The following is a 15,712-nucleotide window of genomic DNA, read 5'->3' on the forward strand; positions in this document are numbered from 1 at the left end:
AGACCATTGAAAGACCAGTAGAATGATGACTGATAAATGAGTCGAAAGGTCCCCGACTGGCAGTAGCGCCTCGGGGACCGCGCATGAGAGGGGGCCGCGATGACCGAGGACAGTGTCCATCAGCACGAGGGCGCAAGGGGGTGCTCGCAATGACCGATAAGGCCGAGCCGCGCCGTCTGCGCTGGAGCGTCCCGCGGGCCGACGAGTCGACGAACCGGTGGCTCGACGAGCAGTACGACATCTCGAGGTCGCTCCAGCTGTTGATCCGCGAGTCCATCCAGCGCGACGGCTACATCGACGTGGTCAACCGTCCCGTCGAGCAGCTTCCCCGGCGCGGCCGCCCGCCGCAGGGCGAGCAGGACCCTGGGCGCAGCGAGGCCCATGGAGGAGAGGAACGTGGCGATGACGGCCGTGACGGGAGTGAAAGCCAGCACGAGAGTCGCGAAAGCCGTGACGAGGCTGCCGTGCCTGTTGCTGTTCCTTCAGAGCCCGTGCAGCGCGTCGAGGCAGCCCAGGCTGTTCAGCCGCCGCCCACGCCTCCCGTCCGCGAGCCCCACCCTGTTCCCGTCGAGGAGCCTTCTGTCCCTTCGGGGCTGGATGCCTTCCTCACCCGCTGATCCGCACCGCACTTCCTGAGACACCGACTTCCTGACCGAGAGGGACACAACCATGAGCAACACCCGCACCGCCGAGAAGACCATCCAGCTCACCGGCGGCATCGACGTCGGCAACGGATACGTCAAGGGCGTCATCCGCGGCGAGGTCCACGGCAAGGAGGTCTTCGACACGATCGACCTTCCTTCGGCCGTGGTGAGCACCTCGCGCTCCACGCCCAAGGTGCCCGAGGCTGACTCGGGTGCCTTCAAGATCGTGGTGGAGGACGACTTCTACAACCGCGTCGCCGCCTCGTTCACCACTCCCCTGATCGGGCACTCGGACCTGCGCACCTTCGGCCGCGCGGCACTGAGCACCCCGGGGTCGAAGTTCACGCAGTTCGAGGTCGTCGGATCCCGCTCGAAGGCTGACCAGGAACTGAGCTCGGTGCTTGTCCTGGGCGTCTTCGCCGCCAAGGCCCTGCGCGACTATGTCCGCGAGCACGGCGCGCTGCCGGACCGCGAGCTGCGTGCCTCAGTGCGCACGGGCCTCGCTCTGCCGATTGCCGAGTACGTGCAGCGCCGCAGCGCCTACGCTGCCCAGTTCGTGGGACTCCTGGGCGCGGCTGACCCCACGGTGCACCTGGTGACCGTGAAGAACTTCTCCACGCCGGTCACCGTGCGCCTCCAGTTTGAGGATGTGCAGGTCCTGCCCGAGGGCGCGTCCGCGCAGTTCGCGATCACCGACAAGGGCGCGCCGCTGGCGCAGGCTCTGCTGGACGATCTTCGGGCCTCGGACCCCGAGGAGGCCGCGCGCCTGCAGGGTGTCACCGCCGAGCTGCTGGTCGGTGTGCGCAACACCGTCGGCGTCGACGTCGGCGAGGGCACCGTGAACTTCCCCGTCTTCACCGACGGCGCGTTCAACTCCGAAGCGGCCAGCACGCTGGACCAGGGCTACGGCACCGCGCTGACGAACGCGCTGGACCGCATGAGCACCAGCGGAGACAAGGACCTGCGGTTCAAGAACCGCAAGGCGCTGGCCGACTTCCTGCAGCAGGAGCCCAGCGTATTCCTCCAGGGCAGGTTTGACCGCGCCAAGGGTTACGTCGACGAGGAGGCCGAGTACCTGGCCGAGGAGATCGGCGCACGCTTCGAGGACGTCCTCGCCGAGGTCGGCGGCACCACCGAGGTGGTGTACGTCTACGGCGGCGGTTCGGGCCCGATCAAGGAGATCCTGCGCCCTGTCCTGCAGAAGGCCGCCGGCGGCATCCCGGTGCTCTACCTCGACGCCGCGTACTCGCGCCACCTGAACCGTGAGGGCCTGTACCTGGCGGCGAAGGCCGTCGAGATCCAGAAGCCCGAGGGCAAGCGCAGCAAGGCCGCGGCGTGATAGTCGCGCCTGGCCCCTCCGTGGCCGTGACCGAGCTGCTGGCCTTGCAGGACGAGCAGGGTCAGCTCCTCGGTCGGCTGGCTGAGCTCGATGTGCGCCGGACCGAGCTTCTCGGCTCGCTGGCCGGGGCTCCGGCCCCGGCCGCCGGGACCCACGCCGTCGACTGGGACGACGAGGCGGAACAGTCGCCCGACGTCGTCGTGCACAAGGGCGTCGAGCTCGGCGGCCGCGTGATGCTCGATGAGGACGTCTACGAAGGCGTGCACACGCGGCCACGGGTCTACGTCTTCGAGGAGTATGACTCGGAGGCGACCGCCGGGTCGAACTGCACGCTCGTCAATGTGGCGAGCGGCGACTGGACGGTCCGCGGCATTGGCGAGCTGGTGCCGGTGGACGACGACCAGGAGAGCTGAGCCGTGGCCGCGCCGGTCAACTACTCCACGAAGATCTCGGCGGCGCAGACCTTCGCCGAGATGCAGGCGCTGCTCGCGCAGCACGGGGCCCGCCGGATCAGCGTCGACTACGACGCCTCCGGCGTGCCCAGTTCCTTGGACTTCCTGCTCGCGACGCCGCATGGTCAGCGCGGCTTCTCTCTTCCAGCCAGCGTCGACCGCATGGAGGCGCTGCTGCGGAAGGAGGACGCCGCCGGCCGGCTGAAGGCGGGATCGCGCGCCGAGCGGACCAGCCGGGCCCAGGCTGAGCGTGTTGCGTGGCGCGTGATGAAGACCTGGCTCGAGGCGCAGCTCGCGCTTGTGGCCGCCGGGATGATCGACGTCGACCAGGCGCTGCTGGCGTTCCTGCAGGTCGATGCGGCGGGCCGGACGCTCTACGAGGTCTACAGGGAGCGTGAGGCGGCTGCTCTTGAGCTGACGCGCGGTGACTCGGACTGACCCGGGTCCGCGTGGGCGAAGAGCCGTTCCTGATCATCGAAAGAGGATCAGGAACGGCTCTTCGCATCTCTCGGCATCAATGCCGCGTCCTGTCTGAATGGCATTCGACATGCGAGAATTGACGTATACGAGTCGATGTTCGCTGTTATCGCGATAGAGCATCGACAGACGAGGCACGACGAGGGGATGCATTGATGACGATCGCACAGAGCCAGCCCGATGAGGGGTACACGCCGTGACGGGTCCGGAGGTCGCCCTGTACGCGCTCGGTGTGGTGATCTTCCTGGCCGCGATCTTCGTCTCGATCGCGCTGCACGAGCTGGGGCACCTCTACTTCGCGAAGAAGTTCGGGTGCCGGGTGAGCCAGTACATGGTCGGCTTCGGTCCGACGGTCTGGTCCCTGAAGAAGGGCGAGACCGAGTACGGTATCAAGCTCATCCCGCTCGGCGGCTACGTGAAGATCATCGGTATGTTCCCGCCCGAGACGGACCGCGAGCAGCAGATTTCCCGCGGCGAGCAGGTGCCAGCCGATACAGCAGCCGCGCCGGCACGCCAGGAAGCTCACAGCGACGTCCTCGTTGCAGCCAGCGCCGCGACCCCGGATGCGCCCCTCACGCTGCGCAAGTCCAACACGGGCCTGTTCGCACAGATGGTCTCGCAGACCCGGGCGGCGGAGTTCGAGCTCGTCGAACCCGGCGACGCTGACCGTCTGTTCTATAAGCTGCCCGCGGCGAAGAAGATCCTGGTGATGGTGGCGGGCCCCGGGGTGAACATCGCCTTGGCGTTCCTCTGCTTCCTCTGTGTCTATGGCATCTACGGCGTGCACTCGGTCGAGCCGACCGGCCGCCCTGCGGTTTCCGTCGTCTCCGACTGCGTGATCCCCCAGGACGCCAAGCGCACTGCGTGCCAAGACAGCGACCAGGTCTCCCCCGCCCGGGCGGCGGGGCTGCGTCCCGGCGATGTGGTCGTCAGCTTCAACAGCCAGCCAGTCACCTCGTGGTCACAGCTGTCGGACTTGATCCACGCCAACGGCGACAGCGTCGCTGCCATGGAGGTGGAGCGCGATGGTACGCAGGTGAAGCTCCAGGCCTCGCACACGATCGCCATGCCGCGGGACCTCGATGGTGGCGGCCCGAAGCAGACCGCGACAGTGGGCTTCCTCGGTGTCGAGCCGGAGTCCCGCGAGGTGGTGACCAGGCACGGCCCGGTCTACACGATGGAGCGCATGGGTGAGATGACCGGGCACGCAGTGTCTTCCATCGTGCAGCTGCCCGCCCGGGTGTACAACGTCGCCCAGGCGATCTTTGGTCAGGGCGAGCGTGCCCAGGACGGACCCATGTCGGTCATCGGTGGATCCAGGCTCGCCGGCGAGGTCGCGGCATCTACCAAACCCGGCCTCGACATCGGCGGCAAGGCTGCGCTGCTCGGGCTGGTGGTCGGCTCGTTCAACCTCTTCATCGGGGTGTTCAACCTGATACCGCTGCTGCCGCTGGACGGCGGCCACATCGCGGGCAGCGCTTTTGAAGGGGCCAGGCGCTGCCTGGCACGGCGGTTCAGCCGACCTGATCCCGGTCACGTCAACGTCGCCAGGCAGCTGCCGGTCGCCTACGTGATCGGCTTGGCGATGCTGTCGATGAGCCTGGTGCTCATGGTCGGCGACATCGTCGTGCCGCTGAAGTCGGGGCTCTGACGGGACCCGCACCAGCCCTCGACGAGACCATCCACCGCCCAGTACCAGACCACACACCGATCAGAAGGGATGCAGACCCATGACCGACCACGACGAGACCCGGAAGAGTCCAGCAGGAGACCCGAACAAGACCAGTAAGAAGCCACAGAGCCTCGTCTCCCGGCTGCGGCAGATCTACGAGGACCGGCCGGTGGCTTTCGCCGTTGGCCTCATCGGCGTCTCGGCACTGCTGTTCCTGTGCGGCGGGATCCTCTCCGGTGACGTGCGCTTGCCCTTCAGCTCCGGCTGGTAGCCGGAGTATCCGGTCCGCTGGAGAAAGGAGTGACCAGAGAAAAAAGAGACCCCGCCGCCGGAGCTGATGCTCCTGACAGTGGGGTCTCTGCTGTAGTGCTGGTTCTCTGGTTCAGGCACGGTCGGGCCTGCGGATCACTTTGACCGGCAGCACTGCTTCCATGGCCATGAATTTGAGGAAGGCCTTCACGCAATCGGGACAGAGGAAGAACCACGGCTGGATGTAGTGGAATTTCAATGTCCGCCATACGTGGGCGGCCGGGTCGTAGTTGTCTGAATTTTCATGGGCAACATCCGACTCCGTCTCAATTCCACAGCGATCACATGAGGTGAGAGTTACCTGCCTGCTTCCCATCAGGTTCCTTTCTGAATTTTGCGACATGCGGCATGCTGATCAGTCGATGCCATGCTCGGCCGACAGGGCTGCAAGATCGTGGCTGAGATCTTCCATCGCGGCGATAGCGGCCCTGGTGCACTGCTGGGTCGCAGGGCAGCAGAGCGAACGGCGCAGACCTGCTCCGACGATCTCGACGGCCGGCATGTACTTGAAGAGCATGCGGTACATGCGCGAATCCTGGCCGTGGCCGAGCTGGTGCCGGATCGAACCGGCGTTGTCCTTCAGGTCGCTGGCCTTGATGAGCAGCGCCCGGGAACCGGAGTTGGCAAGCCGCGTGAGGTGCTCCTCGTAGGAGGTGCTGCCGTTAGGGGTGGTCACCGCCCCAACGAGCACCGAGACGCGCCGGCCGTACAGCCGCGCCAGACAGCCCAGGGGATCCTCACCCGGCTGGCCGAAAGCAGCAAGCAGCTCTTTGCTGCAGTCCTCGACGACATCATGCAGCAGTGCTGCGGCAATCAGTTCAGCGTCGGTGACGCCCCAGCGCAGGAGGCGCAACGCCACGCGCAGCGGATGCTCGATGTACGGCACGCGAGGCATGTCTCCCCTGATGAAGCGGGTCTGCTTCCGGTGCAGGAACGAGGCCGTCGCAGCTGCGCGGGTCACGAGCTCCGTGTTCGTGGTGCCGGGCATGAGGTGTTGGATCTCCCGCTCGAGTTCGAACACGAGCATCGCAGGGTCCATTTGCTTGAGCGGGACACGCGTCGTGGTCAGGGTGGTCATGGCTCTTCCTTTGTTCGGGATGGTTCTCTTGCTGTTGCAAAACACCAGGCGCTGCCCCGCAGCGCGTGGACCCGCCTCAGAGACAGAGCGAGAGCCCCGGCCCCGCGCCGGAGCGCAGGAGCCGGGGCTCTGGTGGGATCAGGCAGGGCGACTGGTCATTGGTGCTGGCTGGGCTGGGTGTCGTTGTGACGGCGTAGCCGGGCAGCCCAGGTCTTCAGGCCCAGAAGTCCAGCAGCCCAGACCGCACCGGACAGGACCACGAGCACCACGCTCGCCGTCCAGTGGCCGGTCCAGGCGCTGGCTGCGATCGCGGGCAGCAGGGCGAGGACGTTCAGCACGATCCCCGTGACGAGGAGCGTCCTGCCGATACTCCGGAGGATCCGCTCGCGGCGGCCGGTGGTCTGCATCGTGTCAGGCATGGCGGTTCACGCTCCTTCGTCGTGGGATGTGTTCTCTCAGAGCTCGATCCGCTTGCCGCGGGCGAGCTCGGCAGCGGGGATGCTCAGCCGGTAGCCGCCGACCGGGTAGCTGGGGTGGTCGCTGGCGACGACCGCGCAGTTCCACCAACCAGCGTGGCGCTTGCGAGGACGGGGTTCTTCCTCGCCCTCGGTGCGGGCCTCGCCCCGGTATTCGATGGGCACCACGACGACGCGGTGGCCGGAGCCCCGCTCGGTGGCGTGCCAGGGCAGCTCGATGAGCAGGTCTTGGGGCCACTGCTCGATGGTGACCGGCAGCTTGGACAGTTCGTGGTTGGCCGAGCCCTCGGGCGACTGCGCGAGGCGCTGGGCCTCCTGCTCGGCGGTCTCGACGAATCCGATCTTCTCGAGGAAGGACATGGTGATCAGTGCTCCTGGTTCATGGGTTGGGAAGTCGACGGTTCAGCCTCAACGCTGGACTCGCCGCGGACGAGATCAGCCAGCGCCTGGGCGTAGGCGTCTTTGGCCCGTTCGATTGCAGCCTGCTCGTAGAGTGAGTGGATCTTCTCGCCGGCGGCGATGCGGTCCTCGACCTCGTCCATTGCTATGACGGCGGCCGCGAGCTGGACCCGGGCCTGAGCCTCGGCGCGCCGCAGCTCCGGGTAGAAGGCCATGCTCGTGGCGAGCCGGTGGACGGCGGCAACGCGTTGAGCTTCAGCGTCGAGGTCGGGCTCGGAAGTGGTGGCAGTGGACACGGTGATCCCCTCCTGTTTGATGAAGTCGTTTGTTCGATGCCGAACCTGGATCAGTTGCGCTGGTTCCTCAGCCCTCTGCCAGACGGCGGGCGGCCGCCTGGAAGTCCGCGAAGGTGGTCTGGGCGCGTTCTGCCCGTGTGCCGTCCGCCGTGAACGCCGTGCCGCACCATGCGGCGAAGTAGTGCTGGCACAGCTCGCGGTCGGTCTGGCGGGCCTGCTCGTCGTAGACGGGCGCGCTGACGACCAGCACATCAGAGCCGAAGTCGAACGGCAGCGCGTCCTGCATGGGTGCGGCGATGGTGCTCATGGCGGTTCTCCTCGGAATCCTGTGGGGCGCGGCGCTGCACTGCAGGCCGTCCTTCGTCGATGACTCCTCCGTGACAGCTCCGCTGTCACCACCACTGGCTGCACCTGAGAATCGAAGATGAACAAGAACAACAAGAAGGTTCCGACCCCGCGCCGGCAAGGCGCGGATGATCCGCAGCATCGGCACAACCCCTTCACGCACCCTGGGATAGGCTTTCGGCGGAGTTCAAAATTCAACAAAGGGAGAGATTCGTGGCGGGAAGCGCGGTCTATGGCAAGGGCTACTACGCAGGCAAGCAGGATGCCCGTACAGAGGACCTGATCGCCGCGGGGGTCTTGGCGGCTGCAGGTCTGGTCATTGCAGGTGGCGTCAAGGTTTACCGGAAAGTCAAAGAGGCCCACGCAACCCGGCTGGAACAGCGGCTGAAGGACATCGACGACGGAGGTAACTCCGAAGATTCCGGCCAGCAGTAAACCACGGACACAAAAAAAGAGACCCCACCGCCGGAGCACGCGCTCTGACGGTGGGGTCTTCTTCAGGCGAACGTCCTGTCCGCAGCGAAGTGCTCGTGCACGGCCTCGCGGGCGGCGGGGTATTCGTCGTAGGGATCCGGGTAAGCGGCATCGAACCGGGCAGCGGTGGTGATGCCCTGGAATCGGAGCAATTCCAGGAGATCCGGCAGGTCCTGTGCACGACCGGAGAACTCCGCGGTGTCCGCGGCGATGATCTTGGCGCGGGTCAGCGTGGGGACACTGGCCAGCTGAAGCCTGATGCTCTCGTACGCTGTGTCGTCGTCGATCCAGCGCGCCTGGTATATCGAGGCCACCAGCTCAGCGTCGTCGCCGTCCATCACGTTGTCGTTGTTGATCCAGTCGCGCTCCAGGTTCAGTTCGTCGGCCACCTCATGGATTGCCGCCATGACCTCTGGCGCGAAATCACCGGTGACGCTGTCGATGTCGACGGTGAATGCCCGGTCCGCAGCACGGATGCCGTACTTCATGAGCGCGAAGCCGCCGATCGCACGGATCTGCACCGGGGCGTTCAGCCCCAGGCGCTTCAGCTTTCCGTCGAGCACCTCGAGCGCCCGCTCCAGCTGGGCCAGGCTGCACTTGTGGTCGTCGTTGCTCATCGTGCTGCTCCTTCTGGTCGGGAAGGAGCGGGTGTCTCCTTCGAGTCCAGATCCGGATCGGCTGTGCCGATCTGACGAGCCGCCAGGAAAGAGACGAGCCCGGCACCAGGGGCTCTCCCCCGTGCCGGGCTCTTTTCAGGCTCAGTGCATGCGTTCGATGCGCGTGGATCCGGACCCGTCCTGCAGGCCGGTGGCGCAGTCGTACCAGAAGCCGTTGGGCAGGCGGACCAGCGTGTGCGCCTCACGTCCCGGCCAGTTGCCGGCAGCTGCGATCGCGGGTACCGCCCGCCGGTCCATCACGCTGCTCACCCCCAGCTCCTCCACGACCTGCGGGTCGCGGACGTACTTCGTGGTGGAGCCATTGCGGGGATCGCACGGGACCTGCTTCATCCAGGCGGGGTGGTCGAGGACCCTCTTGACGAGGACCTTGTCGCCGACCTGGAGTTCGTCCAGTTCAGAGGGTGCTGTAGGGATGGGCATGTGGTTCTCCTGGTTCGTAGTCTGTAAGTGCAGCGGCTCAGCCGCGGCCGATGGAGGAGCACTGTGAGTGCGCACCGGCATGCAGTGCCACGGCGTTGTCAGCCGCCGTGCGGTACTCGGGGATCCGCTGGGGCTCCGGCTCGCCCTTGGGGAACCAGGGCATGGCGTAGCCGTCGGTGACCTGCTGTCGCGCGGCGTCGTTGTGGGCCGGTGTGATGACGTAGGCGAGAGAACGGCCATAACGGTCAGTTCTGTCTGCCCCGGGGTCGAACTCGATGGTCACTGGCATGCCCTGCGGCAGGATGCCGCCAAGATGATCAGTGGCGGCCCTAGCGCCGCACTCGGGCTCGGCATCCTTGTGATAGTTCATTTCGGGCGCGTCGATGCCCAGGAGCCTGACTGTGTGCTCGGGGATCCCGATATGCTTGTCGGTCGCCTCGAGCAGGCCGGCCACCGGCAGCACGGCGACGGTGTCGCCGTCGATGACACGGATGACTTTGGTCTCCACGCTCGCCGGTTTGCCAGAGGACACCTGTCCCGGGTCCTGGGCTGCCGCAGTGCTGGTGGACGGCGTACCCGGGACGCCGGGGGCCTTCGGCAGGTCCTCGCAGCCGGTCAGCGTGACGATACAGAGCACGGCGGCGATGAGGCCGCCGAAGACAGATCTGGAGGGGGTGCGCTTCATGGTGGGGTTCCTTGCTGGAGGGGTCGTCGGGCGCTCTGGCCGGGGTGGCAGGCGTGCTTCTCCACGGGCACGCCCGAGCCAGCTGTGCTGGCTGTTCCGGAAAGAGAAAGACAGGACCCCCGGCCCTGAGCGATGGGCTCGGTGCCAGGGGTCCAGTGAGAGAGATCAGTTGCCTGCCGCGACGGATCCGGAGTCGATGGGTTCGACGATGAAGACGCCGTCGGGCTCGCCCGTGAGCTCAGCAGCGAGCCGGCTCAGTGACTGGGCGTGGTCGAGCCTGGTACCGGCCCAGACACGCCGGCCAGCGTCGAAGTGCTCTGCGGCTTTCCTGGTCTCCTGTTCGGCACCGAGCGAGGCGATGTGTGCGAGCTTGCGGCGCACGTCCGGGCTGAGCTCGCGGATCAATGCGCTGCGTCCCTTGTGCGTCATGCCGAGCAGCATGCCGTTGCTGATGGGTCCGGTGTACATGGCGGTTTCCTTGCTGGTCAGGGTTGTTCAGGTCCGCGGGCGACGAGCACGAGGCGCGAGCCGCGGACGAGGTGGGCCTCACCGCCGACGGTGAGGATGTGGACAGTGCTGCCCACCGAGGGCCGCACCTGCTCGACGACGGCTGTGCCGCCATCCAGATCAGGGTTCAGGTCGCGCAGCGCGACCCGGTCGCCCCGGCGCAGCATCCGAGCGCTCTTGCCGCCGAGGATGCGGTGGCGCTCGGTCGAGCGCAACAGAACCTCCTGGACCGCAGGACCGCCGTCTTTGACGATGTCGAGGAAGGCGGGGGTGATGGTGTCGGTCATGGCAGTGCCCTTCTGGCTGGTGCAGCTGGTGCAGCTGATGGATCGCGCGGGCCTGTACGACCCTGGCTCTGTGGCGCTCACGGGGATCGAACCCGTGACCTCTCGTGCGTCGCCCTGCAACGGGCCTGTTGCCTGGGTCTGCCCGACCAGGGATTGATGCGGAATCGAACCGCGGGCAGTCAGAACGCCGAGTGCTCTTCCGCTGAGCTAGAGCGCCGTGGGCCGGTTCCGGGAAGGAGCCGGCGAGGGGTTGTGACGAAAGGGACGAGGAGCCGTTCGCCACTCACTTCCAGGTCGGTGCCCGCAGGGAGTCCGGAGCCGTGCAGCCGTCGCACGGCCTGGCCGCTGGCGCGAGGTGGTGCTCGACGAGATGGGACAGGAACCGGACTCCGACCTCGACGTCCGTCGTGAACGACTCGTCATCGGCCGTGCCGACGATCTGCGCGGAGGCGACCGTCGAGTCGATGTCCAGGTCGATGACCAGCTGCAGGGCGAGGCCCGGCGCGGGGCCGATCAGCTCGACGAGCACCTGGTAGTCCGGCTCGCACGAGTGCGAGACCCAGCCGACGTGGCGCTCGAGCTCGTCGGCGTCGTCGGCGGCGTTCAGCTCCTGGCAGACCGCTGTGACGGCGGACAGGAAGCCGGTGAGGGTGTGGTCGTTGTTGCGGTGATGACGGTGCTGCACGGAGGTCGACATGGCCCCTCCTCGGTTGATGGGCGGTGATCAGGGGATCTCGGAGTAGCCGCACTCCGGGCAGGTGTGGGTGCAGGCGCAACCGCGCCGGCCGGCGCGGTGGCGTCGGACTCCATCGGCGCGCCATCGTTGGGGCAGCTGAGACCAGACATGGCGGACCTCCAGTGAAGTGTGGCAGGACGGGGACGTTGTCCTTCGTCGTCAGATCCGGATCGGCTGTGCCGATCCCCTCCACACAGGCCACGAACGAAACCTGAACGAAAAGACAGCGCCCCGCCACGCCGCTGCTGCCGGGAGGGCAGGGCAGGGCGCGCGGGGCGCTGGTGGGGCCGGAGCCACGGAGGGATCGAACCGCTCTGTACGGAAGCTCTCAGCGCCGGATCCCGACGGCGGCCTTGCACCGCTTGGTGAGGACCAGGAACTGGAAGAAGGCGACGGCAGCCGACTCACCGAGGAAGTAGTGCACTTCTTCGATCGTCATCCCACTGGGGTCGAAGTCGACGATCTGGGGATATGCCTCGGCGAGGATCCACGCCGCCGCGGGAAGCCCGGCAGCCGGCTGGACCTCGGCGGCGGGCTCGAGCTGCTGGACCAGGCTCATTCCGGGTCCTCCAGGTCCATCCGCCCGGTGACGGTGCGGAAGCGCTCCACGGGGCGGGCACCACCGTGATCGGCGACGAAGACCTGGCTGGCGTGAAGGCGCAGCTTCTGGATGACGGCGGTGACGACGTCGTCGACCATGGCCTCGACATCCGGTCCGGGGTGGTCGGTGATCACCGAGCCGACGACGGCGGTGAGCCCTGCGTGCAGGGCCTGGTCGTGATCGGTGGCCTCGACGGTCGCGTCGGCGACGATCTGCATGGCGGAACTCCTTCTCTTGGCTAATGACGTTGGGGGCAGGGCAGGACGGCGGCCAGCAAAAGCAGATCCCCGTCCGAGCAGCGCGAGGCTCCTCGGACGGGGACTGTCGGCGTGTGCGACCCGCCTATTCGGTTGTTATTCAGTTGTGGGTTGTGCTGGGTGCGGGGCGCGCTTCTCAGGAGAAGGGCAGCTCCTCGCTGTGGACGGCGCTGGCGACGGCCGGCTGCGGTGCGGCAGCGGCTGCGACGGGAGCCGGAGCCGGCTGGGTCTGCAGGGCCTGGTTCTGCGCCTCGGCGGCAGCGACGCGCTCGTTCACGCGGGCCTGGGTCACTGAGCGGGGCTCGAGGAACGTGATGTCCTCGACGACTGCCTTGAGCTCGAAGACCTCGACACCGTTCTTGGTGTAGCGGTCCTGGCGCAGCTTGAGGTTCACGGCCACGAGGTCACCCTTGTGGATGCTCGCGAACGGGCCGATGCCGTTGGTGGTCGCGCGCACGAAAGCCTCGACCGGCACAGCGTCAGCTCCGCGGTTGCCCTGGCTGTCGGTGTAGTTGTGATCGGCCATCAGGGTGAACGCGACCTTCTTGGAGCCGTCCTGGTTGTTGAAGACGACCGGGTCCTTGGTCAGGCGGCCGATGACGGTGGCGGAGTTGCGGGGGTTCGACATGAGTGTTTCTCCTCGTTGTGCACGAAACGCGCGGGCAGTGTCCCTGCTCCGCGCGCGATGGTGAGTTGAAGTGTTCGGTTGTCTCTCAGACCCCCATCCGGATCAGCTGTGCTGATCAGACGATGATCTTTCGAATGAAGACTCGGATCAGCTGTGCTGATCGAGCGCTCCTCAGTGCTCCTTCCGGATCAACTGCGTTGATCCCAGATGCCCTTGCATCACAAGTCCCGCATCAGCTGCGCTGATCGAACCCGGTACGTCCGGCCCCAGGCCAGCCTGGCGCTGCCCCCAGATCCCAGAGTTCAGCCTCGATCTGATCGGCCGCGGCTACGTCTCCGCTCTCGCAGGCCCGCCGGTAGTCCTCCTCCAGGTACGCGATCTGCCCGTCCCGGTTCGGGAACCGTCGCCGGAACAGCAACCAGCCCAGCCACGCGAGGCAGATCATGAAGGCAAGAGTGGCGATGAGGACTCCGCTGCTCTCGATGATGTTGTCCATGGCGTTTCTCCTGTCTGCTTCAGATTCGCAACCGCCGGCGGACCAGGTCCACGAGCGTCGGGTCCGGTGTAGGCCCCTGGGCCTGCTGCAGCTGCAGCCAGGCGAGGACGTTCTGAGTGTCCTGGGCCTCGAGCTGGCGGCGCGCGACCTCCAGCTGTTCCTCGCCGAGGGCGAGCATCCGTCCCTGGAGCTGTTCGATCTTCTCGAGGCGGCCGGTGCTCAGCTTCAGGATGCTCAGCGCATGGGTGTCCGCGGCCATCAGAGCGTCACCTCGACTTCGTGGGCGGTGGAGGCGAACGGGCCGACGGTCACGGAGCGCATGATGCGCACGAGCCCCGCCTCCTGCAGGCGCTCGGCCAGGCCAGCGTGTTCCGACCAGTCCTTGATGAACACTCGCCCCGGGCCGGCTACGAGGCCATATGCCTCGAGGTTCACCGAGATGCGCTCGGGGGCCTCCTCGGTCAGGAGTACGAGGCTGCGCTGGGCGTCGGCGTGCTGAAGGGTGCCCGTGAGCTCGATGACGCCGAAGTCGACGGCGACGCTGTGCCTGATGACGGGCGGTGCGATGGTCTGGTCCATGGTTCTTCTCGCTTTCGATGCCTGCACGGGCAGGTGAATGGTTGTTGACCCCGGGCCGCCGTGGCTTCGTTGCCGGGCTGCGGCAGGAACGGTGTGTCCGGCGCTTCTCGCGACGGCCCGGGGCTGTTCGTGGTGCGGCGGTGGGCCGCATGAAGTCTTGACCCAGCCCCGCAGGAGGCCAGGGGCCGGAAGGGGTCTCTTTAGATTCCCCGGCGGGCCCAGTCGTAGACCTCGGCGGGACCGCGACGGGACCTCGCGGAGCCCTGGCCCTGCCCCTGGATGAGACGAAGGGTCGGGCGGGCGGTGGGTACAGGACTGGGAACGAGTGAGCTGTCTGCCTCCTCGTCCTGCGGCTGCTGTGCTGCCGCCTTGTCTGTATGTCTGCGCCGGAGCGCAGCCTCGGCCTCGGCGGAGAGCCAGATGAGCCCGAGCACAAAGACGGCGAGAAGCACGATGAGGGCCCAGCTCTGCAGTGGTGTCATGGGCATGAGCGGGACGCTCCTTCACTGGTCGATGGTTCAGTCGATGAGTCCCCCGGCGCAGCTGCGCTGCGTCGCTGCATCCCTGCCCGGGTCAGGAGGCCCGGCGGGCAACGGTGTGCCCACAGGCGAGGTGGGCGATGTCGTAGAGCGGGGCCGGGCCCCAGGCGGCCTTCCAGTCCGCGGGCAGCGACAGCTGCTCTGTCGTGCGCAGGACGACGTCCTGCGGCATGCCAGGGATGCCGCCCTCGACGTCGGGGACCGGATCGTCCCCGGGGGTGCAGCCGCCGCACCACTCTTGTTCGGGCAGGAGCGCAGCGGCGGCCTGCAGTTGGATCTGCTGTGCGATGGCGTCCGACGGAGGTGCGTCGTCGATGACGTCATGGAGGGGGCGGGCGATCGTCATGATGGAGTCCTTCGGTCTGTGTGCGGTCAGTGGGATGAGCGGGATGGCAGCCACCTGCGCCAGGGCCGCCGGCTCAGCCCACGGCGAGCTGCGTGGCCCGCGACCAGCTCCCCATCCGGAACCGGATGGTGGCCGCCGGCGGAACATGGGTCCGGCAGATGCCGTCGGTGCCGCCGGTGCGCCAGGCCTCGTAGGCGAGCACGGCGATGGAGCCGGTCTTGATCCAGCACTCGCGCAGGGCGTCGAGGATCATCTCCTCGGTCCACTTCGTGGTCGCGCCCTGGAAGTGCAGCGGCTGCTCGGTGGTGTTCAGCCCCGCTCTCTCCAGGGCTGCATTCCAGGAGCCGAACCGGCGCTCCAGCAGCGGCGCGGATGGTTCGTCGTCGTGTCTGCGGCGGATGTAGTCGTTGCGCGGGAGGCTGTCCCGGTCCGCGGCGCAGCGCAGGAGCGCGTCGACCATCTGCTGTTCGGTGTAGGCCTGGACAGGCCCTTGGAAGGCTCGGGCCGGCTCTGCGGGGTCGAATGCCGTGCAGGCGTAGCCGTTTCCGGCCAGCGCGTGGGAAATTGTGTGCTCCGAGATCCAGTGATCGTCCGTGTGCGGATCGGGGTTCTCGCACTGGACGCCGCCGCTCTCGTGGTGCTGGCACGGCAGGTGCTCCTGCACCTGCGGGTCCGCGATCTGGCAGCGCGGCATCAGGTCCGTCGGCACAGTCGTCCGGGTCATTGGCAGTCCCTCTCTCGCTCGGCGTCGTCCGGGCGCGGCAAGCCGTCCCGACCCGGCCCACTCAGGGACCGGTGACGCGCTCGGGACGCGTCGAGCACCCGTCCGGATCAACTCCGTTGATCCCTCCCAGCCCAGCTGCCCCCTGGCGATACCAGGCATCGCCAGGGCCTGGCGCAGACCTTCTGTCAGCCGCCTTTGGTGTCGCTCTTCGCGCATCAATCGATAGACCATTCGATTTGCCTATCGGATAAGATGTACTGGAAGACCAG

General features: G+C 67.0%; 28 protein-coding genes and 1 tRNA gene. 7 read left to right on the forward strand and 22 right to left on the reverse strand.

Features of this window, described 5'->3' with window-relative positions; all coding sequences use genetic code 11:
* The first annotated feature begins 149 nt into the window (after positions 1–149).
* From LDN90_RS15110 to LDN90_RS15135, 6 genes are all read left to right on the forward strand, one after another.
* On the forward strand, positions 150–617 hold the full coding sequence (locus LDN90_RS15110; RefSeq protein ID WP_142938854.1) for a hypothetical protein: 468 nt from the start codon (positions 150–152) through the stop codon (positions 615–617).
* A 52-nt stretch (positions 618–669) separates the two neighbouring features.
* Positions 670–1,983: a hypothetical protein gene (locus LDN90_RS15115; RefSeq protein WP_142938853.1), complete on the forward strand. Its 1,314-nt coding sequence runs from the start codon at positions 670–672 to the stop codon at positions 1,981–1,983.
* Between the two features lie 26 nt (positions 1,984–2,009).
* Positions 2,010–2,396, forward strand: coding sequence for a hypothetical protein (locus LDN90_RS15120; RefSeq protein ID WP_142938852.1), 387 nt, complete (start codon positions 2,010–2,012; stop codon positions 2,394–2,396).
* Between the two features lie 3 nt (positions 2,397–2,399).
* Entirely contained in the window at positions 2,400–2,873 is a 474-nt protein-coding gene (locus tag LDN90_RS15125; RefSeq protein WP_142938851.1) for a hypothetical protein, read from the forward strand.
* Between the two features lie 235 nt (positions 2,874–3,108).
* Positions 3,109–4,563 carry a site-2 protease family protein gene (locus tag LDN90_RS15130; protein ID WP_202979321.1) on the forward strand — a complete coding sequence of 485 codons (1,455 nt, stop codon included), beginning with the start codon at positions 3,109–3,111 and terminating at the stop codon, positions 4,561–4,563.
* Positions 4,564–4,642: 79 nt separating this feature from the next.
* Positions 4,643–4,855, forward strand: coding sequence for a hypothetical protein (locus LDN90_RS15135; protein WP_142938850.1), 213 nt, complete (start codon positions 4,643–4,645; stop codon positions 4,853–4,855).
* 111 nt (positions 4,856–4,966) lie between these two features.
* Here LDN90_RS15135 and LDN90_RS15140 read toward each other — a convergent pair whose 3' ends face one another.
* The 6 genes from LDN90_RS15140 to LDN90_RS15165 form a co-directional block, all read right to left on the reverse strand.
* Positions 4,967–5,209, reverse strand: a complete 243-nt coding sequence (locus tag LDN90_RS15140) for a hypothetical protein (RefSeq protein WP_142938849.1) — start codon at positions 5,207–5,209, stop codon at positions 4,967–4,969.
* 39 nt (positions 5,210–5,248) lie between these two features.
* Positions 5,249–5,971, reverse strand: a complete 723-nt coding sequence (locus LDN90_RS15145) for an HD domain-containing protein (protein ID WP_142938848.1) — start codon at positions 5,969–5,971, stop codon at positions 5,249–5,251.
* A gap of 155 nt (positions 5,972–6,126) precedes the next feature.
* Positions 6,127–6,390 (reverse strand): hypothetical protein, encoded by a 264-nt coding sequence (locus LDN90_RS15150; RefSeq protein WP_142938847.1) that lies wholly within the window; start codon positions 6,388–6,390, stop codon positions 6,127–6,129.
* 36 nt (positions 6,391–6,426) lie between these two features.
* Complete coding sequence (locus tag LDN90_RS15155; protein ID WP_021473549.1) at positions 6,427–6,807, reverse strand: hypothetical protein; 381 nt, start codon at positions 6,805–6,807, stop codon at positions 6,427–6,429.
* Positions 6,808–6,812: 5 nt separating this feature from the next.
* Positions 6,813–7,142: a hypothetical protein gene (locus LDN90_RS15160; RefSeq protein ID WP_142938846.1), complete on the reverse strand. Its 330-nt coding sequence runs from the start codon at positions 7,140–7,142 to the stop codon at positions 6,813–6,815.
* A gap of 67 nt (positions 7,143–7,209) precedes the next feature.
* On the reverse strand, positions 7,210–7,449 hold the full coding sequence (locus LDN90_RS15165) for a hypothetical protein (RefSeq protein WP_071416402.1): 240 nt from the start codon (positions 7,447–7,449) through the stop codon (positions 7,210–7,212).
* 251 nt (positions 7,450–7,700) lie between these two features.
* Between LDN90_RS15165 and LDN90_RS15170 the strand changes: the two genes are divergently transcribed.
* A complete protein-coding gene (locus LDN90_RS15170) occupies positions 7,701–7,922 on the forward strand; it encodes a hypothetical protein (protein ID WP_142938845.1) in 222 nt (73 codons plus the stop codon).
* Positions 7,923–7,984: 62 nt separating this feature from the next.
* Here LDN90_RS15170 and LDN90_RS15175 read toward each other — a convergent pair whose 3' ends face one another.
* The 16 genes from LDN90_RS15175 to LDN90_RS15250 all read right to left on the reverse strand — a co-directional run bounded on the left by LDN90_RS15175 (position 7,985) and on the right by LDN90_RS15250 (position 15,443).
* A complete protein-coding gene (locus LDN90_RS15175) occupies positions 7,985–8,578 on the reverse strand; it encodes a hypothetical protein (protein WP_142938844.1) in 594 nt (197 codons plus the stop codon).
* 141 nt (positions 8,579–8,719) lie between these two features.
* Positions 8,720–9,058, reverse strand: a complete 339-nt coding sequence (locus LDN90_RS15180) for a hypothetical protein (RefSeq protein ID WP_071416399.1) — start codon at positions 9,056–9,058, stop codon at positions 8,720–8,722.
* Positions 9,059–9,095: 37 nt separating this feature from the next.
* Complete coding sequence (locus LDN90_RS15185; RefSeq protein WP_142938843.1) at positions 9,096–9,743, reverse strand: thermonuclease family protein; 648 nt, start codon at positions 9,741–9,743, stop codon at positions 9,096–9,098.
* A gap of 165 nt (positions 9,744–9,908) precedes the next feature.
* Positions 9,909–10,211 carry a hypothetical protein gene (locus tag LDN90_RS15190; RefSeq protein ID WP_142938842.1) on the reverse strand — a complete coding sequence of 101 codons (303 nt, stop codon included), beginning with the start codon at positions 10,209–10,211 and terminating at the stop codon, positions 9,909–9,911.
* Between the two features lie 17 nt (positions 10,212–10,228).
* Positions 10,229–10,537, reverse strand: a complete 309-nt coding sequence (locus tag LDN90_RS15195; protein ID WP_142938841.1) for a hypothetical protein — start codon at positions 10,535–10,537, stop codon at positions 10,229–10,231.
* A 71-nt stretch (positions 10,538–10,608) separates the two neighbouring features.
* Positions 10,609–10,754: transfer RNA gene (locus LDN90_RS15200), tRNA-OTHER, on the reverse strand.
* 66 nt (positions 10,755–10,820) lie between these two features.
* A complete protein-coding gene (locus tag LDN90_RS15205) occupies positions 10,821–11,234 on the reverse strand; it encodes a hypothetical protein (RefSeq protein WP_142938840.1) in 414 nt (137 codons plus the stop codon).
* A 367-nt stretch (positions 11,235–11,601) separates the two neighbouring features.
* Complete coding sequence (locus LDN90_RS15210; protein ID WP_142938839.1) at positions 11,602–11,832, reverse strand: hypothetical protein; 231 nt, start codon at positions 11,830–11,832, stop codon at positions 11,602–11,604.
* Entirely contained in the window at positions 11,829–12,092 is a 264-nt protein-coding gene (locus tag LDN90_RS15215) for a hypothetical protein (RefSeq protein ID WP_142938838.1), read from the reverse strand. Before LDN90_RS15215 ends, LDN90_RS15210 begins: the two co-directional genes overlap by 4 nt.
* Before the next feature lie 175 nt (positions 12,093–12,267).
* Positions 12,268–12,759, reverse strand: coding sequence for a single-stranded DNA-binding protein (locus tag LDN90_RS15220; protein WP_021473537.1), 492 nt, complete (start codon positions 12,757–12,759; stop codon positions 12,268–12,270).
* A gap of 232 nt (positions 12,760–12,991) precedes the next feature.
* Complete coding sequence (locus LDN90_RS15225; RefSeq protein ID WP_142938837.1) at positions 12,992–13,255, reverse strand: hypothetical protein; 264 nt, start codon at positions 13,253–13,255, stop codon at positions 12,992–12,994.
* A gap of 19 nt (positions 13,256–13,274) precedes the next feature.
* A complete protein-coding gene (locus LDN90_RS15230; protein ID WP_142938836.1) occupies positions 13,275–13,514 on the reverse strand; it encodes a hypothetical protein in 240 nt (79 codons plus the stop codon).
* Entirely contained in the window at positions 13,514–13,861 is a 348-nt protein-coding gene (locus tag LDN90_RS15235) for a hypothetical protein (RefSeq protein ID WP_142938835.1), read from the reverse strand. Before LDN90_RS15235 ends, LDN90_RS15230 begins: the two co-directional genes overlap by 1 nt.
* 173 nt (positions 13,862–14,034) lie before the next feature.
* A complete protein-coding gene (locus tag LDN90_RS15240; RefSeq protein ID WP_142938834.1) occupies positions 14,035–14,322 on the reverse strand; it encodes a hypothetical protein in 288 nt (95 codons plus the stop codon).
* An 85-nt stretch (positions 14,323–14,407) separates the two neighbouring features.
* Positions 14,408–14,719: a hypothetical protein gene (locus LDN90_RS15245; RefSeq protein WP_142938833.1), complete on the reverse strand. Its 312-nt coding sequence runs from the start codon at positions 14,717–14,719 to the stop codon at positions 14,408–14,410.
* A gap of 73 nt (positions 14,720–14,792) precedes the next feature.
* Positions 14,793–15,443 (reverse strand): hypothetical protein, encoded by a 651-nt coding sequence (locus LDN90_RS15250; RefSeq protein WP_142938832.1) that lies wholly within the window; start codon positions 15,441–15,443, stop codon positions 14,793–14,795.
* Positions 15,444–15,712: the final 269 nt, after the last annotated feature.

Source organism: Arthrobacter sp. NtRootA1 (assembly GCF_019976975.1).
Lineage (GTDB): Bacteria > Actinomycetota > Actinomycetes > Actinomycetales > Micrococcaceae > Arthrobacter > Arthrobacter aromaticivorans.